Genomic DNA, 16,435 nt, shown 5'->3' with positions numbered 1-16,435 from the left:
CGCCCGTGGGCCGCCTCCCTCAGCCGGCGGTCTCCAGGCGCTGTCCCCTGAGCAGGAACCACGCCGCCACCGCCGCCGCCAGCAGGACCGCGGCGCCCACTCCGGACGCCACCGCCAGGCCGTCGACGAAGGCCTCGCGGGCCGACGCCAGCATCTCCGCGCCCGCGGCCGGCGGCAGGTGCCCCGCCGCCTCCACCGCGCCGCCCAACGACTCGTGCGCCTCCTGCGGCGTGCCCGCCGGGGCCGCGAAGCCCCGGTAGACACCGGTCACGATCGAGCCGAGCAGGGCGATGCCGAGCGCCGCGCCCAGTTCGTACGCCGTCTCGGAGACGGCCGAGGCCGCGCCGGCCTGGTTCTTCGGCACCGATCCCAGGATGACGTCCGCGGTCACCGTGAAGGAGAACCCGGCGCCCACGCCCACCACCAACAGGGCCGCGCCCAGCACGGGATAGCCGGTGGTCCCGGTGACCGTCGTCAGCGCGGCCAGGGCCAGGCCGATCGCCGCGAGACCGCCGGAGACCACGGCACGCACCGAGAAGCGGCGCGCCACACGGCCCGCCAGGAGTCCGGCCGTCACCGCGCCGACGGCCGCCGGCAGTTCGGCCAGCCCCGCCTCCAGGGGCCGCCTGCCCTGGACCGACTGCAGGTACTGGGACAGGAAGAACACCAGGCCGGACATGCCGAGCACGGTCAGCAGGTCGGCCAGCACCGCGCCGCTGAAACCGCGGCTGCGGAACAGCCGCATGTCCAGCAGCGGCACCGGGAGCGCGAACTGACGGCGTACGAAGCCGTACAGCGCCGCGGCGCCGACCACGGCCGAGGCGAGGGTCTCCCCGCTCGGGCCGTGAGCGGCGACCTCCTTCACGGCGTACACGACGGCGATCACGCCGACCAGCGACAGCGTCACGCTGATCAGGTCCCAGGGGCCGTGGTCGGGGTTCCTGGACTCGGGCAGCGTCTTCACGCCGACCACCACGAGCACCACCATGACGGGCAGGTTGATGAGGAAGACCGAGCCCCACCAGAAGTGCTCGAGGAGGAATCCGCCCACGATGGGACCGACCGCGGTGCCCGCCGAGGCCGTCGCGCCCCAGATGCCGACGGCCAGGCTGCGCTCGCGCGGATCGTGGAAGAGGTTGCGGATCAGGGCGAGGGTGGCCGGCATGAGGGTCGCTCCGGCCACGCCCAGCAGGGCGCGGGCCGCGATCATCGACTCCGGTGACGTCGCATAGGCGTTGAGGACGGATATCAGGCCGAACGCGGTGGCGCCGATCAGCAGGATCCGCTTGCGGCCGATGCGGTCGCCGAGGCTGCCCATCGAGACGAGCAGACCGGCGATGACGAACGAGTAGACGTCGCCTATCCAGAGCAGCTGGGCGCCGGAGGGTTCGAGGTCCTCGCTGATGTACGGGGTCGCGAGACCGAGGACGGTCGCGTCGACGGCCACCAGCAGCACGGCGAGCACGAGGACGGAGAGCGCCAGCCAACGGTCGGGGCGCCTCACCGCCTCGGTCGTGGTCGCCGGCTGCAGGGTGCTGGTCATGGTTCCTCTGTTCGTGAGCTGGGTGAGCTGGGTGAGCCGGATCGGCCGGGTGAGTCGAGGGATCGGGTGACGGGGACGGGGCTGCTCGAACCGACGCGCCACGGCGGAACTCGGCGGTCGAAGGCAGACCTCCGGCGGTGGCCGGCAGCCCTCCGGCGGCAGGCGCCGAACAGCGGGCCGCAGGTCGGCCGTGCCGCCGGGCAGCAGGCCCTGATGCCGTCGTGCCGCCGAGCGGTGGTGACGCCGGCCCTAGTGACGCAGCGCGCCGCCGAGCAACAGCTCGGTGATCATGTGGGTGAAGTCCTTGCCGGCGACCCGGCCCTCGGAGACCGCCCAGGCGCCGGAGGCCAGCAGGCCGTATAGCGCCTCGGTGAGCCAGGCGGGGGTGAGGTCGATGCGGAACTCGCCGTCGGCCTGGCCACGCCGGAACAGGGCCGCGATGCGCTCGTCGATCCTGGTCCAGCCCGGATTCTGCTGCTCGCCCTCGAACAGCTGGTTCTCGGTGTAGAGGAAGGCGAGCAGGGCGGCCGCCGGTTCGATCTCCCGCACCAGCCGGCGTACGGCGTCGGGCGCCGGGCCCTCGTCCGGTCGGGCCGCCTCCAGAGCGGACTCGCACTCCGCGATGCCGAGGGACTCCAGGGCGCGCACGAGCGCGTCGCGCCCGGCGAAGTGACGGTGCAGCGTGGCCCGGCTGATCCCGGCCGCCCTGGCGACCTCGTCCATCGTCGCGGTGGACTTTCGGGTCAGCAGGGTCGCGGCACTGCGCAGCACGTGGTCACGGTCGACAGCCATGAGACAAGAGTAACCCATGTGAGACATCATTGTCTCAATCTGGGCGTGTGCGGTTCACCCGGGGTGGTCGGGCGAGGATCCGCCGGACGTCGCGGGCTCAGTGCCAGGGCAGTCGGCTGCGCCGCTCCCAGTAGGCCTGCGGGTCCTCCGACAGCCCGGCCAGCCGCTCCAGCAGGCCGTCGTCGAGGTCGACGGCCGCGGCGTGCAGGTTGGACGCGAGCTGGGCGGTGGTCGCCGCGCCGGAGAGGACGACGCCGGCCCAGGGCCGGCGCAGGATCACCGCGAGCGCGACGGCGTCACAGCCGAGACCCGTCTCCTGCGCCACCGACGCGAGGGCGTCGGGTGCGGCCGGACCGGCGAGACGACCGTTGGCCATGCCCTCCTTCACGATCACCGTGAGTCCGGCTTCGCGGGCCTCGGCGAGGGCCGGGCCGGCCGAGGTCTCCAGGAGGTTGTAGGTCGACTGGACGGTGCGGAAGAGGGGCTCGCCGTCGACCGTCACGGCGAGCGCGGCGCGGATGGCGTCGGCCTGGGCGGGGCCGCTGGTGGAGAAGCCGACCGTGCGGCCGCGCGCTGCGGCCTCCGCCAGTTTCGCGTGCAGTTCCTTGTCGGTGAGGGCCGGGCTGTCCGGGGTCACCGAGTGGATCTGGTAGAGGTCGAGCCGGTCGCCGAGCAGGCCGTCCGTCTCCCGGCGCTGACGCTCGTAGGTGGCGAGGCCGTGGTCCTTGACCTCGTGCGTCTGCGCGTCCGTCGACCAGTCGGCCGTGTAGGTGTACCCCCATTTGCTGCCCACGACGGCGTCGTCGACCTCGGGGTGGGCGGCGAGCCAGCCCGCGAGGAACTCCTCGGAGCGGCCGTAGGAGCGGGCCGCGTCGAAGTAGCGGACGCCCTGGGCGTAGGCGGCGTCCAGGAGTTCGTGCGTCCGGGCGCGGAGTGCCTCGACGCTGCGGTCCTGCGGGAGGTCCCGGTCACGGCCGAGGTCGATGTAGCCGGGGCGGCCGACGGCGGCGAGTCCGAAGCCGATGTGACAGGTGGGGGTGGTCGCTGAAGCGAGGCGGGCGAAGGGCATCGCGGGCTCCGTTCGGTCGGCTCCGGTACGGCTGACGACCAACGTAACCCGCGACGGCGTTGCCTTCGGCGTCCGGGGTGTGCGGGGTGTTGCGGGAGTGTGGAACGTCCGCGCGGGCGGGGCGCCTCGCGGACGCTCCCGCCCGCGCGAGTGCGCCACGACCGGCGCGGCCCCCGCGCCCCGCCGGTGTCACTGCTTGGCGGTGGCCCAGTCGTGCTGTGCCCGCACGTTCGCCTTCACCTCGGCCAGCTGGATCGCGACCGCGCTCGGGGCCGTGCCGCCCCGGCCGTTGCGGGAGGCCAGCGCACCCGGGACGTTCAGGACCGAGCGGACCTCAGGGGTCAGATGGGCGCTGATCTTCGCGAACTGGTCGTCCGTCAGCTCGTCCAGCTCCTTGCCCTCGGCCTCCGCCGCCTTGACGCACTCGCCGGCGACCTCGTGCGCGACACGGAACGGCACACCCTGCTTGACGAGCCACTCGGCGATGTCGGTGGCGAGCGAGAAGCCGGCCGGGGCCAGTTCCTCCATGCGCTCACGGTGCACGGTCAGGGTGGCGATCATGCCGGTGAAGGCAGGCAGCAGCACCTCGAGCTGGTCACAGGAGTCGAAGACCGGCTCCTTGTCCTCCTGCAGGTCGCGGTTGTAGGCGAGCGGGAGGGCCTTGAGGGTCGCCATCAGCCCGGTCAGGTTGCCGATCAGACGGCCGGACTTGCCGCGCGCCAGCTCCGCGATGTCCGGGTTCTTCTTCTGCGGCATGATCGAGGAGCCCGTGGAGAAGGCGTCGTGCAGCGTCACGAAGGAGAACTCCTTCGTGTTCCAGATGATGATCTCCTCCGCGATCCGGGAGAGGTTCACGCCGATCATCGCGGTGATGAAGGCGAACTCCGCGACGAAGTCCCGGGAGGCGGTGCCGTCGATGGAGTTGCCGACGCTGCCGTTCTCGAAACCGAGGTCCTCGGCCACGGCCTCCGGGTCCAGGCCGAGGGAGGAGCCCGCCAGGGCGCCCGAGCCGTACGGCGAGACGGCCGTGCGCTCGTCCCACTGACGCAGCCGCTCGGCGTCCCGGGAGAGGGACTGCACATGGGCGAGGACGTGATGGGCGAAGAGCACCGGCTGGGCGTGCTGGAGGTGGGTGCGGCCCGGCATGGCCACGTCGGGGTGGGCCTCCGCCAGGCCGACCAGGGCGTCCTGGAGATCGGCGATCAGCCCGCCGACGATCCGGGCGTGGTCGCGCAGGTACATCCGGAAGAGGGTGGCGATCTGGTCGTTGCGGGAGCGGCCGGCACGCAGTTTGCCCCCGAGGTCGGGGCCGACGCGCTCCAGGAGCCCGCGCTCCAGAGCGGTGTGGACGTCCTCGTCGGCGATCGTGCCCACGAAGGAGCCGTCGGCGACGTCCGCCTCGAGCTCGCCGAGGCCCGCGATCATCCGGGTCAGCTCGTCCTCGGTGAGCAGGCCGGCCTTGTGCAGCACGCGCGCGTGGGCGCGGGAACCGGCGATGTCGTAGGGAGCGAGCCGCCAGTCGAAGTGGACGGACGCGGAAAGCTTCGCCAGGGCCTCGGCGGGACCGTCGGCGAAACGACCGCCCCAGAGCCGTACGTCACCGCTGTTGCTGCTCACTTGCGTTGCTCCTCACCGCTGCATTCTCCGACCTGCATGATTATGCAGAGCTCTGCATGATTCGTCAATCCGGCGTGGCCGGAGCGTCGGCCCGGGCGAGTTGCGAAGACTTTTTGAAGATGCCTTGAACAACGGCAACCGCTTGCCCGTACTCACCGCTGAACGCCGGCCGCGTCAAACAAACCCACTCCTGACCCAAGTGAGGCACCGCATGTCCAGGGCTCTTCCGAAGTACAACAAGCGTCGTGTGGTCGTCATCGGCGCGGCCGCCGCTCTGGCCCTGACCGGTGCGGTGGTCGTGAACTCCGCGCTCGCCGGGGAGTCGTCCAAGGGCGCTGCGACCAACGCCCAGACGCTGGCCGCCGGTCCCGGCACGATCACCTGCCCGGACGTGGCCTCGCAGCTGCCCGCGATCCCCGCCACCGCCAAGGCCGAGGTCGACCGCAACCTCGCCCTCCTCCAGACGCAGATCAACGAGGCCAACACCCGCCTCCAGAACACCGTCGGCCAGGGCGGCCCCAACTTCGTGCAGAACGCGATCCTCGGCCCGCTGAAGGACAAGCGCGTCTCGACGATCGACCGCATCGCCATCTCCATCGGCCGCAAGGGCACCAAGCCGCAGGGCCTGAACGCCCTCGCCGGCTGCGCGCTGAACGCGGGCGGCGCGGCGAACAACGGCGGCGCGGCCGGCAACGCGGGCAACAACGGAAACAACGCGAACGCCGGGAACAACGCGAACGCCGGGAACAAGGGAAACGCGGGCAACAACGGAAACGCGGGTAACGCCGGAAACACGGGTAACGCGGGTAACGCCAACGGCGTCGGCACGATCAGCTGCCCGGACGTGGCCTCGCAGCTGCCCGCGATCCCCGCCACCGCCAAGGCCGAGGTCGACCGCAACCTCGCCCTCCTCCAGACGCAGATCAACGAGGCCAACACCCGCCTCCAGAACACCGTCGGCCAGGGCGGCCCCAACTTCGTGCAGAACGCGATCCTCGGCCCGCTGCAGGGCAAGCGCGAGTCCACGATCGACCGCATCGCCATCTCGATCGGCCGTCAGGGCACCAAGCCGCAGGGTCTGAACGTCCTCGCCGCCTGCAAGCTGAACAAGTGAGCTGACAGGTGCGGCGGCCGCCCCGGGACAGTACCGATCGGGGCGGCCGCCGCGGCGCGCGCACGCGCGTCGAACCGGGGAGATCCCGTATTTCCTTAGACGCGCGAAGTACTTTCCCGGATACTTCCGACCATGGGAAAGACTCACGAGCGCATAGACGGAAGGCTCCGTTCGTTCATCGAGGAGCAGCCCCTCTTCTTCACCGCGACCGCGCCCCTGTCCGGCGACGGCACGGTCAACCTCTCCCCCAAGGGCCTCAAGGGCTCGTTCGCCGTGCTCGACGAGCACACCGTGGCCTACCTCGACTTCGCCGGCTCCAACGCCGAGACCGTCGCGCACCTGCGGGAGAACGGCCGGATCACCCTGATGTGGTGCGCCTTCCAAGGGCCTCCGAACATCGTGCGGGTGCATGGCCGGGGCGAGCCGGTCTTCCGTGACGACCCACGCTTCGGCGAGCTCGTGGACCGCTTCCCGGACATCGACCCGAGCGCGCACGGACTGCGCGCGATCATCGTGGTGCACGCCGAACTCGTCCGGGACACCTGCGGATACGCGGTGCCCTTCATGACCTACGACGAGGACCGCGAGCTGCACGGCAGACGCTTCGCCCGGGAGGACGACGTCTCGCTCGACGCGTACTTCGCGAAGAAGGACCACATCGCCACGAGCCTCGACGGACTGCCCGGTCTGCCGCTGCCGCTCCCGCCGTTGCGGACTCCGCCGCCGCGGCCGCCGGTCTGACGCACGGTCGGACCGTCCCGGACTGCCGGCGACGACGCGCGCCCTTAGCGTCGTCGCATGTCTCCTCGTGTCGCCGCCGCCGGCCTCGTCGTCGCCTCCCTGTTCGCGCTCGGCGCGGCCCCCGGCTCCGGGGCGGTCCCGCCCCCAGGGGCGCCGGCGCCGCGTGACGCGCCCCTGCCCGCCCTGCTGGCGGACCCGGGCCCCGGCGCCCAGCTGATCACCGCCCTGGCGTCGAGAACCGGCTCCACCACGGGCGTCGTCTCCTGGTGGGACCTGCGGAACGGGCGATGGGTGCGGTCCGGTTCCGCTCCCGCCCGGTTCGGCGCGAAGGGACTCGTCGAGGGCGCCGCACGCCGGCAGGGCACGAACACGACGCCGACGGGCCTGTACGACCTCCCCTTCGCCTTCGGCCTCCAGCCGCCGCCCCGCGGGACGTCGTACCCGTACCGTCCGGTCCGCGAGGACTCCTGGTGGTGCCAGGACAACGCCTCCCGCGCCTACAACCGGTGGACCGAGCCACGGCCGGCCGACTGCCGGGCCGGCGAGTCCGAGCACCTGGTCGGCTACCGCGCGCAGTACGCGCACGCCCTGGTCATCGGCTTCAACTACCGCAAGCCGGTGCGCAATCGCGGCGCGGGGATCTTTCTGCACGTGGACGGGCGCGGTGCGACGGCGGGGTGCGTGTCGGTGCCGGCCGGGGCGATGCGACGGCTGCTCGCGTGGGCCCGGCCGGAGAAGCGGCCGCACATCGCGATCGGCACGGCGAGCGGACGGACGGCGATCACGCGGTACTGAGCCGGGCGGAGCTCCCCCCTCCAGCACCGGTTACCGGGGGTCACGTCCGTCGGCGGCCCTCCACGCGGACTCTCGCCGAGACTGAACGCTGCGCGCCCGTGGCCCGTATCTGAGGGCCAAGGGTCCGCACCCACGGAGGAACAGTGACCACGACGATCGCCGGCGGCCGTGCCGCCCGCCGCCAGACGATGCGCCGCATCCGTCCGCGCCGCTCCCCGGCCGTGCCGCTGTTGATCGCCGTCTGGGCGGGAGCCGCGGGCGTGCTGTGGCTCTGGTGGAACAACACGCCCAACATCGCGGACGACAACAGCAAGATCCTCAACGCGGGGCGGATCACCGGCCTGCTCGCCGGGTACCTGATGGCGCTCGTCGTGCTGCAGATGGCCCGGGTGCCGGCGCTGGAGCGCCGGGTGGGCTCGGACCGGGTGGCCCGCTGGCACGCGATGAGCGGCCGGTACACGCTCTGCCTGACGTTCGCGCACGTGTTCCTCATCATGTGGGGATACGCGCTGCAGGCCGGGAAGTCGCTCGGCGACATCGTCTCGCAGACCGTCGACTCGGTGAACCAGCTGCCCGACATGGGCAAGGCCGCCATCGGCACCGGTCTGCTGCTGCTCATCGGCGTGGTGTCCATCGGCCCGGTGCGGCGCAAGATGCCGTACGACACCTGGTACCACATCCACCTGATGACGTACGCGGCCGTGTTCTTCACGTTCTGGCACCAGATCACCACCGGCAACGACTTCGCCGTCGAACCGACCGCGAAGACCGCCTGGTACGCGCTGTACGGCTCGGTCACCGCGCTCGTCGTCTGGTACCGAATCATCACCCCCGTGCGGCTGAACCTGCGCCACCGCCTGTACGTCGAGGCGGTCATCGAGGAGACGCCGGGCATCGTGTCGGTGCTCATCGGCGGACGCAAGCTGCACCGTATGGGCGCGGAGGCCGGTCAGTTCTTCCGCTGGCGGTTCATGGCGCCGGGGATGCGCATGAGCTCCCACCCCTACTCGCTGTCCGCGGCGCCCCGCCCGGAGCTTCTGCGGATCACCGTCAAGGCGATCGGCGACCACAGCGCGGCGCTGCGCGAGCTGACCCCGGGCACGAAGGTGTGGGCCGAGGGCCCCTACGGCGCGATGACGGCGTCCCGGCGCAGCCGCGGCAAGGTGCTGCTGGTGGCCGGCGGAGTCGGCATCACGCCGATGCGGGCGCTGTTCGAGACGCTGCCGGGCGCGGCCGGCGACATCACCCTGCTGTACCGGGCCAACAGCACGCAGGACCTCGCCCTGTGGGACGAGCTGGCGAAGATCGCCGACGAGCGCGGGGCACGGCTGATGTACGCCGTCAACAGCCCCGACGGGGAGCGCCCCGACATCTCGGCGGAGTCCCTGCAGCGGAAGATCCCCGACATCGACAGCCACGACGTCTTCATGTGCGGGCCGAACGGCTTCGCCCAGGGCGTGTACGAGGCACTGCGCGGCGCCGGGGTTCCCGCCCGCCGCATCCACCACGAGTCGTTCGAGATGTGAGCGACCCGTACGCACGGGAACCTCGCCACCAAAGGGAATCAGGAGCTCAGGAAGCGATGAGGAAGAGTCACCCGCTTCGGCGGGTCGTGCTGGCCACCGCCGCCACCGTGTCCGGGGTCGTGCTGCTGCTGTCGCTGAAACCGTCGTCCGACCCGGGCGCCGCGCAGGCGGCCGGGGCGGGCGCCGGCGCTGCGGCGCAGGAGGCCGCCCAGGGCGGCGCGGGCGCGGTCGTGTCGGGAACGATGACCGGTGACGCGGCGCAGACCCAGTACGGGGCCGTGCAGGTCCGTATCACCGTCGTCGAGAACAAGATCACCAAGGCGGAGGCCGTTCAGGCCCCCAAGGGCGGCACCAGCACCCAGAAGACCGAGCTGGCCGTCCCCAAGCTGAACGCCGCGGTGGTCGCCCGGCAGAGCGCGAACATCGACACGGTGTCCGGCGCCACCTACACCAGCGAGGGCTACAAGAAGTCGCTGCAGTCCGCGATCGACAAGGCGAACGCGAGCGCCGGGGCCTCCCAGGGCTCCGGGAGCGCGCAGGCCGCCGGCACGTTCACCGGGGACGCCGCACAGACCCAGTACGGAGCCGTGCAGGTCCGCATCACGGTGGCCGGCGGCAAGATCACCAAGGCCGAGGCCGTACAGGCGCCCAAGGGCGGCACCAGCGACCAGAAGACCCAGCTCTCCGTCCCCAAGCTCAACCAGGAGGCCGTCGCCGCCGGCAGCGCCGACATCGACTCCGTCTCCGGCGCCACCTACACCAGCGAGGGCTACAAGAAGTCCCTGCAGTCCGCACTGGACAAGGCGAAGGCGGGCAAGGGATCGCCGTCGGGCTCCGGGAACGCGGGCGGTTCCGCGTCCGGCTCGTCCGCGGGTTCCTCGGGCTCCGCCGGCGCCGCGCAGGCCAAGACCGTCACCGGCAGCGTCGAGCAGACGCAGTACGGGCCGGTGCAGGTCCGCATCACGGTGGCCGCCGGCAAGATCACCAAGGCCGAGGCCGTACAGGCGCCCAAGGGCGGCACCAGCGACCAGAAGACCCAGCTCTCCGTCCCCAAGCTCAACCAGGAGGCCGTCGCCGCCGGCAGCGCCGACATCGACTCCGTCTCCGGCGCCACCTACACCAGCGAGGGCTACAAGAAGTCCCTGCAGTCCGCACTGGACAAGGCCGGTGTCTGACACGGTGGCCGAGTCGGCGGCGGCCCCGGCGGTGGTGCGACACGCGGAAGAGGTCATGGGGACCGTCTTCTCGTTCGACGTCCGCGGCGGCGACGCCGATGCGGTGCGGGCGGCGCTGGACGAGGCGATCGCCTCGCTGCACCGGGTGAACGAGGTGTTCAGCACCTACCGCGAGGACAGCCAGGTCTCCCGGCTGGCGCGCGGCGAGCTGACGCTCGAGGAGTGCGACCCCGAGGTGGCCGAGGTACTGGAGCTGGGCGCCGAGGCGGAGCGGACGAGCGACGGCTGGTTCAGCATGCGCTACCAGGGCCGCCTCGACCCGACGGGCATCGTGAAGGGCTGGGCCGCCGAGCGCGCGGCCCGGCTGATCGCGGCGGCGGGCGTGAGCGGGGTGAGCGTCAACGGCGGCGGAGACGTGCAGCTGCTCGGCGTCCCCGGCTCCGAGCGGCCGTGGCGGGTCGGCGTCTCCGACCCGCTGCGTCCCGGCGGGCTCGCGGCGGTGGTCTCGGCGGCGGGCGCGGACGAGCTGGCGGTGGCGACCTCCGGGACGTCGGAGCGCGGCGCCCACATCGTGGACCCGCGCACGGGCCGCTCCGCGGTGACCGACCTGGTCGCCGTGACGGTGGTGACACCCCGGCTGACCTGGGCGGACTGCTGGGCCACCGCGGCCTTCGCGATGGGCTCGCGGGAGGCACTTGTCTGGCTGGAGTCCCTCCCGGACGTCGAGGCCTTACTCATCACGGCAGGCGACGAGGTCCGCTGCACGGGCGGCTTGGCATCCCGCCTGGGCTGACCCAAACCCCGAAACGCGGACCCCTGCCCCCAAGACCGACCCCCAGGGGCGCGGGGAACTGCGCGACAAACCCCGGCCGACCCGCACCCGCCCACGCAGGCCGACCCCCCAGGGGCGCGGGGAACTGCGCGAAGGGCGCGGGGAACTGCGCGAACCGACCCCCACCCGGCACACAGAACCGGCCCCCGCGGCGGCAGCCGTCAGTGGCCGTTCTGCGCCAACCGCAGGAGATGGTCGGCCAGCGCCTGCCCTCCGGTGGCCTCCCTGCTGATCAGCAGCAGCGTGTCGTCGCCGGCGATGGTCCCCAGGATGTCGTGCAGCTCGGCCTGGTCGATCGCCGAGGCGAGGAACTGCGCGGCCCCCGGAGGGGTCCGCAGGACCACGAGGTTGGCGGACGCCTCCGCGGAGATCAGCAGCTCCTGCGACAGCCGCCGCATCCGCTCCTCCTTCGCAGACTCCCCGAGCGGCGCCCGGGGCGTGCGGAATCCCCCCTCGCTGGGCACCGCGTAGATCAGGTCGCCGTCGGTGTTGCGGATCTTCACCGCGTTCAGCTCGTCGAGGTCCCGGGAGAGCGTCGCCTGGGTGACGCTCAGCCCGTCGTCCGACAGCAGCTTCGCCAGCTGGCTCTGCGAGCGCACCGCCTGCCGGTTGAGGATGTCCACGATCCGGCGGTGACGCGCGGTGCGGGTCTGCGGCACGGCGGGCCCGTTGGCCCCCGGGTGCTCATGGTCCTGCGCCTGACTCATCGTCGTCTCATTCTCCGGATCGGTCCCCGTTCACTGCGTCGAGGATGCCGGGCAGCGCCCCGAGGAACGTCTCCACCTCGTCGTCGCCGAGGTTCAGCGGCGGCATCAGTCGGATGACGTCGGGGGCGGGCACGTTCACCAGGAACCCGGCCTCCTGAGCCGCCTGGCGCACCTGGGGTGCGAGGGGCTCGGTGAGCACGATACCCAGGAGGAGGCCGGCTCCCCGGACATAATCGATCAACGGGTGGCCGACGGCCTCGATTCCGTCCCGCAACCTCTCGCTCTGCCGCTTGACGTTCTCCAGCAACCCCTCGTTCTCGATCGTCTCGAGGACGGCGAGGCCGGCGGCGCAGGCGACCGGGTTGCCGCCGAAGGTGGTCCCGTGCTGGCCCGGCTGCAGCAGTTCCGCCGCCCGCCCGAAGGCGACGGTGGCGCCCAGCGGCAGTCCGCCGCCGAGGCCCTTCGCCAGCGTGACGACGTCCGGCAGGACGCCCTCGTGGGCCTGGTACTCGAACCACTGCCCGGTCCGGCCGACGCCGGTCTGCACCTCGTCGAGGACCAGCAGCGCGCCGGTCGCGGCGGTGATCGCGCGGGCGGCCTTCAGATACCCGGCGGGCGGTACGACGACGCCCAGCTCACCCTGGATCGGCTCGAGGACGACGAGCGCCGTCTCCTCGGTGACGGCGGCGGCCAGCGCCTGGGCGTCGCCGAACGGCACGTGGGTGACGTCGCCGGGCAGCGGCAGGAAAGGTTCCCGCTTGCCCTGCTGGCCGGTGAGCGCGAGGGCGCCCATGGTCCGGCCGTGGAACGCGCCCTCGGTGGCGACGACACGGGTCCGCCCGGTCAGCCGGCCGATCTTGAAGGCGGCCTCGTTCGCCTCGGCGCCCGAGTTGCAGAAGAAGACCCTGCCGTCCCGGCCGAAGTGCCGCAGCAGCCGTTCGGCGAGCGCGACGGTCGGCTCGGCCATGAAGAAGTTGGAGATGTGACCGAGGGAGCCGATCTGCCGGCTCACCGCCTCGACGACGGCCGGGTGGGCGTGACCGAGGGCGTTGACCGCGATGCCGCCGACGAAGTCCAGGTACTCCTTGCCGTCGGCGTCCCAGACCCGGCTGCCCTCGCCTCGCGCCAGGGGCAGCAGCGGGGTGCCGTAGTTGTTCATGAACGCGCTCTGCCACCGCGCGGTGAGTTCCTGGTTGGCGTCGCTCACGGCTCCCCCTGTCCGTCCGGCACGACCATCGTGCCGATCCCTTCGTCGGTGAAGATCTCCAGCAGGATCGAGTGCTGGACGCGCCCGTCGATGACCCGGGCGGTGGTGACGCCGCCTCGCACGGCGTGCAGGCAGCCCTCCATCTTCGGGACCATGCCGGAGCTCAACTCCGGCAGCAGCTTCTCCAGTTGTGAGGCGGTGAGGCGGCTGATCACCTCGTCGCTGTTGGGCCAGTCCTCGTAGAGACCCTCGACGTCCGTGAGGACCATGAGGGTTTCGGCGCCCAGAGCAGCAGCGAGTGCCGCAGCCGCCGTATCAGCATTGACGTTGTAGACATGTCCGTCGTCCTGGCTCCTGGCGATCGACGAGACGACCGGGATGCGGCCGTCGGCGAGCAGTGCCTCGATGGCGCCCGTGTCGATCGCGGTGATCTCGCCGACCCGCCCGATGTCGACCGACTCACCGTCGATCTGCGGCTGGTGCTTGGTGGCGGTGATGGTGTGCGCGTCCTCGCCGGTCAGTCCGACGGCGAGCGGACCGTGCTGGTTGAGCAGGCCGACCAGCTCGCGCTGGACCTGCCCCGCGAGCACCATCCGTACGACGTCCATGGCCTCTTCGGTGGTGACGCGCAGACCGGCCTTGAACTCGCTGACGATGCCGTGCCGGTCGAGGGCGGCGCTGATCTGCGGGCCGCCGCCGTGCACGACGACCGGCCTGATGCCGGCGTGGTGCAGGAAGACGACGTCCTGCGCGAAGGCGGCCTTCAGGTCGTCGTCGATCATGGCGTTGCCGCCGAACTTGATGACGACCGTCTTGCCGTTGTGGCGGACCAGCCAGGGCAGCGCCTCGATGAGGATCTGCGCCTTGGGGAGCGCGGTGTGTTTGCGGGTCGTGTTGCTCATGAGGAGTACGCGCTGTTCTCGTGGACGTAGTCGGCGGTCAGGTCGTTGGTCCAGATGACGGCCGACTCCGAGCCGGCGGCCAGGTCGGCGACGATGTGCACCTCGCGGTAGCGCATGTCGACCCGGTCGCGGTCCTCGCCGACGCCGCCGTTCCTGCAGACCCAGACGCCGTTGATGGCGACGTTGAGCCGGTCCGGCTCGAAGACGGCGGAGGTGGTGCCGATCGCGGAGAGCACCCGGCCCCAGTTGGGGTCCTCGCCGTGGACGGCGCACTTGAGGAGGTTGTTGCGGGCGATCGAGCGGCCCACCTCGACCGCGTCGTCCTCGCTGGCGGCGCCCACGACCTCGACCTTGATGTCCTTGCTGGCGCCCTCGGCGTCGCGGATGAGCTGCTGGCCGAGGTCGTCGCACACGGTGCGTACGGCCGCGGCGAACTCCTCGTACGACGGAGTGACGCCGGAGGCGCCGGAGGCCAGCAGCAGCACGGTGTCGTTGGTCGACATGCAGCCGTCGGAGTCGACGCGGTCGAAGGTGACCCGGGTGGCGTCGCGCAGCGCCTTGTCCAGGGTCCCGCTGTCGAGGTCGGCGTCGGTGGTGAGGACGACCAGCATGGTGGCGAGGCCGGGGGCGAGCATCCCGGCCCCCTTGGCCATGCCGCCGACGGTCCAGCCGTCGCCCTGGACCACGGACGTCTTGTGGACGGTGTCCGTCGTCTTGATGGCGATGGCGGCCTTCTCGCCGCCGTGCTCGGAGAGCTGACCGGCGGCGGTCTCGATCCCCGGCAGCAGCTTGTCCATCGGGAGCAGGACGCCGATGAGGCCGGTGGAGGCGACGGCGACCTCGCCCGCGCCGATCTCCAGCACCTCGGCGGCCTTCTCGGCCGTCGCGTGCGTGTCCTGGAAGCCCTTGGGGCCCGTACACGCGTTGGCGCCACCGGAGTTCAGCACGACGGCGGTCACCTCGCCGCTCTTCAGGACCTGCTCGGACCACAGCACGGGCGCGGCCTTCACGCGGTTGGAGGTGAAGACGCCTGCGGCGGCGCGGCGGGGCCCGTTGTTGACCACGAGGGCCAGGTCCGGGTTGCCGTTCTCCTTGATTCCGGCGGCGATGCCCGCCGCCGTGAATCCCTTGGCTGCCGTGACGCTCACGGTGCGACTCCGATCGTGGAAAGCCCGGTGGTCTCGTCGAGACCGAGGGCGATGTTCATGCTCTGCAGGGCGCCGCCGGCGGTGCCCTTGGTCAGGTTGTCGATGGCGCTGACGACGATGACGCGCTCCACGGCCTCGTCGTACGCGACCTGCACCTGAACGGCGTTGGAGCCGTAGACGGAGGCCGTCGCGGGCCACTGCCCCTCGGGGAGGAGGTGGACGAACGGCTCGTCGGCGAAGGCCTTGGCGTAGGCGGCGCGTACGGACTCGGCGGTGACGCCGGGCTTCGCCTTGGCGCTGCACGTGGCGAGGATGCCGCGGGACATCGGCACGAGGGTGGGCGTGAAGGAGACGGAGACGGGCTCTCCCGCGGCGGTGCTGAGGTTCTGGATCATCTCCGGGGTGTGCCGGTGGCCGCCGCCCACGCCGTACGGCGACATGGACCCCATGACCTCGGAGCCCAGCAGGTGCGTCTTGGGCGCCTTGCCGGCGCCGGAGGTGCCGGAGGCGGCGACGATCACGGCCTCCGGCTCGGTCAGGCCCGCCGCGTACGCCGGGAAGAGCGCGAGCGAGACGGCCGTCGGATAGCAGCCGGGGACCGCGATGCGCTTGGACCCCTCCAGCGCGGCGCGGCCGCCCGGCAGTTCGGGGAGGCCGTAGGGCCAGGTCCCGGCGTGCGCGGAGCCGTAGAACCGTTCCCAGTCGGCCGGGTCCTTCAGCCGGAAGTCGGCGCCCATGTCGACGACGAGGACCTCCGGGCCGAGCTGCTCGGCCACGGCCGCGGACTGGCCGTGCGGGAGGGCGAGGAAGACGACGTCATGTCCGGCGAGGACTTCCGGGGTGGTCTCCTGGAGTACGCGGTCGGCCAGCGGCAACAGGTGCGGCTGGAGCCCGCCCAGCCTCTGCCCCGCGTTGGAATGGCCGGTCAGGGCGCCGATCTCGACCCCGGGGTGCGCGAGGAGCAGGCGCAGCAGCTCTCCGCCCGCGTACCCGCTCGCTCCGGCCACCGCCGCACGTACCACCATGACTCCTCCTCCTGGATGGCATGACTATACGTTTCGATGCACGTTTATGCAATCCATGCAGAGGCCGGCCCGGAGCGATCTTTGCCCGCTGCACCGCCCCGTCTAACCTCGGCCCGGAGATCGCCATGACGCCGACGACCGGCACGGACCCGGCCGGGGGCACGGCTGCGGGCGGGCCCGGTTCCGGCGCGGGGGCGCCTGAGGGGCCCGTGACGTCCGGCGGGCGGGGGCGCTGGTCCGCC

Annotated in this window: 15 protein-coding genes; 6 read left to right on the top strand and 9 right to left on the bottom strand. The window is 71.8% G+C overall.

Annotated features, from left to right (window positions below):
* Positions 1–19 precede the first annotated feature (19 nt).
* The 4 genes from OHS82_RS34010 to argH form a co-directional block, all read right to left on the bottom strand.
* On the bottom strand, positions 20–1,543 hold the full coding sequence (locus OHS82_RS34010) for an MFS transporter (RefSeq protein ID WP_057580408.1): 1,524 nt from the start codon (positions 1,541–1,543) through the stop codon (positions 20–22).
* A gap of 249 nt (positions 1,544–1,792) precedes the next feature.
* Positions 1,793–2,335 carry a TetR/AcrR family transcriptional regulator gene (locus OHS82_RS34005; protein ID WP_057580409.1) on the bottom strand — a complete coding sequence of 181 codons (543 nt, stop codon included), beginning with the start codon at positions 2,333–2,335 and terminating at the stop codon, positions 1,793–1,795.
* Between the two features lie 97 nt (positions 2,336–2,432).
* Positions 2,433–3,404, bottom strand: coding sequence for an aldo/keto reductase (locus tag OHS82_RS34000; protein ID WP_057580410.1), 972 nt, complete (start codon positions 3,402–3,404; stop codon positions 2,433–2,435).
* 189 nt (positions 3,405–3,593) lie between these two features.
* Positions 3,594–5,021, bottom strand: coding sequence for an argininosuccinate lyase (argH, locus tag OHS82_RS33995; protein ID WP_057580411.1), 1,428 nt, complete (start codon positions 5,019–5,021; stop codon positions 3,594–3,596).
* Between the two features lie 211 nt (positions 5,022–5,232).
* Here argH and OHS82_RS33990 point away from each other — a divergent pair, with 211 nt between their 5' ends.
* From OHS82_RS33990 to OHS82_RS33965, 6 genes are all read left to right on the top strand, one after another.
* The gene (locus OHS82_RS33990; RefSeq protein WP_328435162.1) at positions 5,233–6,135 is read left to right on the top strand and encodes a hypothetical protein; all 903 of its coding nucleotides are present in this window, start codon (positions 5,233–5,235) and stop codon (positions 6,133–6,135) included.
* Positions 6,136–6,267: 132 nt separating this feature from the next.
* Positions 6,268–6,876, top strand: coding sequence for a pyridoxamine 5'-phosphate oxidase family protein (locus OHS82_RS33985; protein ID WP_057580413.1), 609 nt, complete (start codon positions 6,268–6,270; stop codon positions 6,874–6,876).
* A gap of 57 nt (positions 6,877–6,933) precedes the next feature.
* Positions 6,934–7,671: a L,D-transpeptidase family protein gene (locus OHS82_RS33980; RefSeq protein WP_057580414.1), complete on the top strand. Its 738-nt coding sequence runs from the start codon at positions 6,934–6,936 to the stop codon at positions 7,669–7,671.
* Between the two features lie 143 nt (positions 7,672–7,814).
* Positions 7,815–9,197 (top strand): ferredoxin reductase family protein, encoded by a 1,383-nt coding sequence (locus OHS82_RS33975; RefSeq protein ID WP_057580415.1) that lies wholly within the window; start codon positions 7,815–7,817, stop codon positions 9,195–9,197.
* A 56-nt stretch (positions 9,198–9,253) separates the two neighbouring features.
* Entirely contained in the window at positions 9,254–10,372 is a 1,119-nt protein-coding gene (locus OHS82_RS33970) for an FMN-binding protein (protein WP_328435161.1), read from the top strand.
* Entirely contained in the window at positions 10,365–11,165 is an 801-nt protein-coding gene (locus OHS82_RS33965) for an FAD:protein FMN transferase (RefSeq protein WP_242433203.1), read from the top strand. Before OHS82_RS33970 ends, OHS82_RS33965 begins: the two co-directional genes overlap by 8 nt.
* 200 nt (positions 11,166–11,365) lie before the next feature.
* Here OHS82_RS33965 and OHS82_RS33960 read toward each other — a convergent pair whose 3' ends face one another.
* The 5 genes from OHS82_RS33960 to argC are packed head-to-tail and all read right to left on the bottom strand — an operon-like array spanning position 11,366 to position 16,193.
* The gene (locus OHS82_RS33960; RefSeq protein ID WP_057580416.1) at positions 11,366–11,911 is read right to left on the bottom strand and encodes an arginine repressor; all 546 of its coding nucleotides are present in this window, start codon (positions 11,909–11,911) and stop codon (positions 11,366–11,368) included.
* A 7-nt stretch (positions 11,912–11,918) separates the two neighbouring features.
* Positions 11,919–13,118 carry an acetylornithine transaminase gene (locus tag OHS82_RS33955; RefSeq protein WP_079041354.1) on the bottom strand — a complete coding sequence of 400 codons (1,200 nt, stop codon included), beginning with the start codon at positions 13,116–13,118 and terminating at the stop codon, positions 11,919–11,921.
* The gene (argB, locus tag OHS82_RS33950) at positions 13,115–14,020 is read right to left on the bottom strand and encodes an acetylglutamate kinase (RefSeq protein ID WP_057580417.1); all 906 of its coding nucleotides are present in this window, start codon (positions 14,018–14,020) and stop codon (positions 13,115–13,117) included. Before argB ends, OHS82_RS33955 begins: the two co-directional genes overlap by 4 nt.
* Complete coding sequence (gene argJ / locus OHS82_RS33945) at positions 14,017–15,168, bottom strand: bifunctional glutamate N-acetyltransferase/amino-acid acetyltransferase ArgJ (RefSeq protein ID WP_328435160.1); 1,152 nt, start codon at positions 15,166–15,168, stop codon at positions 14,017–14,019. The genes argB and argJ overlap by 4 nt, the downstream gene beginning before the upstream one ends.
* Positions 15,165–16,193 carry an N-acetyl-gamma-glutamyl-phosphate reductase gene (gene argC / locus OHS82_RS33940; RefSeq protein ID WP_057580419.1) on the bottom strand — a complete coding sequence of 343 codons (1,029 nt, stop codon included), beginning with the start codon at positions 16,191–16,193 and terminating at the stop codon, positions 15,165–15,167. The genes argJ and argC overlap by 4 nt, the downstream gene beginning before the upstream one ends.
* Between the last annotated feature and the right edge of the window lie 242 nt (positions 16,194–16,435).

This window comes from Streptomyces sp. NBC_00425, from assembly GCF_036030735.1.
GTDB lineage: Bacteria > Actinomycetota > Actinomycetes > Streptomycetales > Streptomycetaceae > Streptomyces.
Note: the sequence above shows the minus strand (reverse complement) of the source record. Positions and strands in the feature narration are given on the sequence as shown.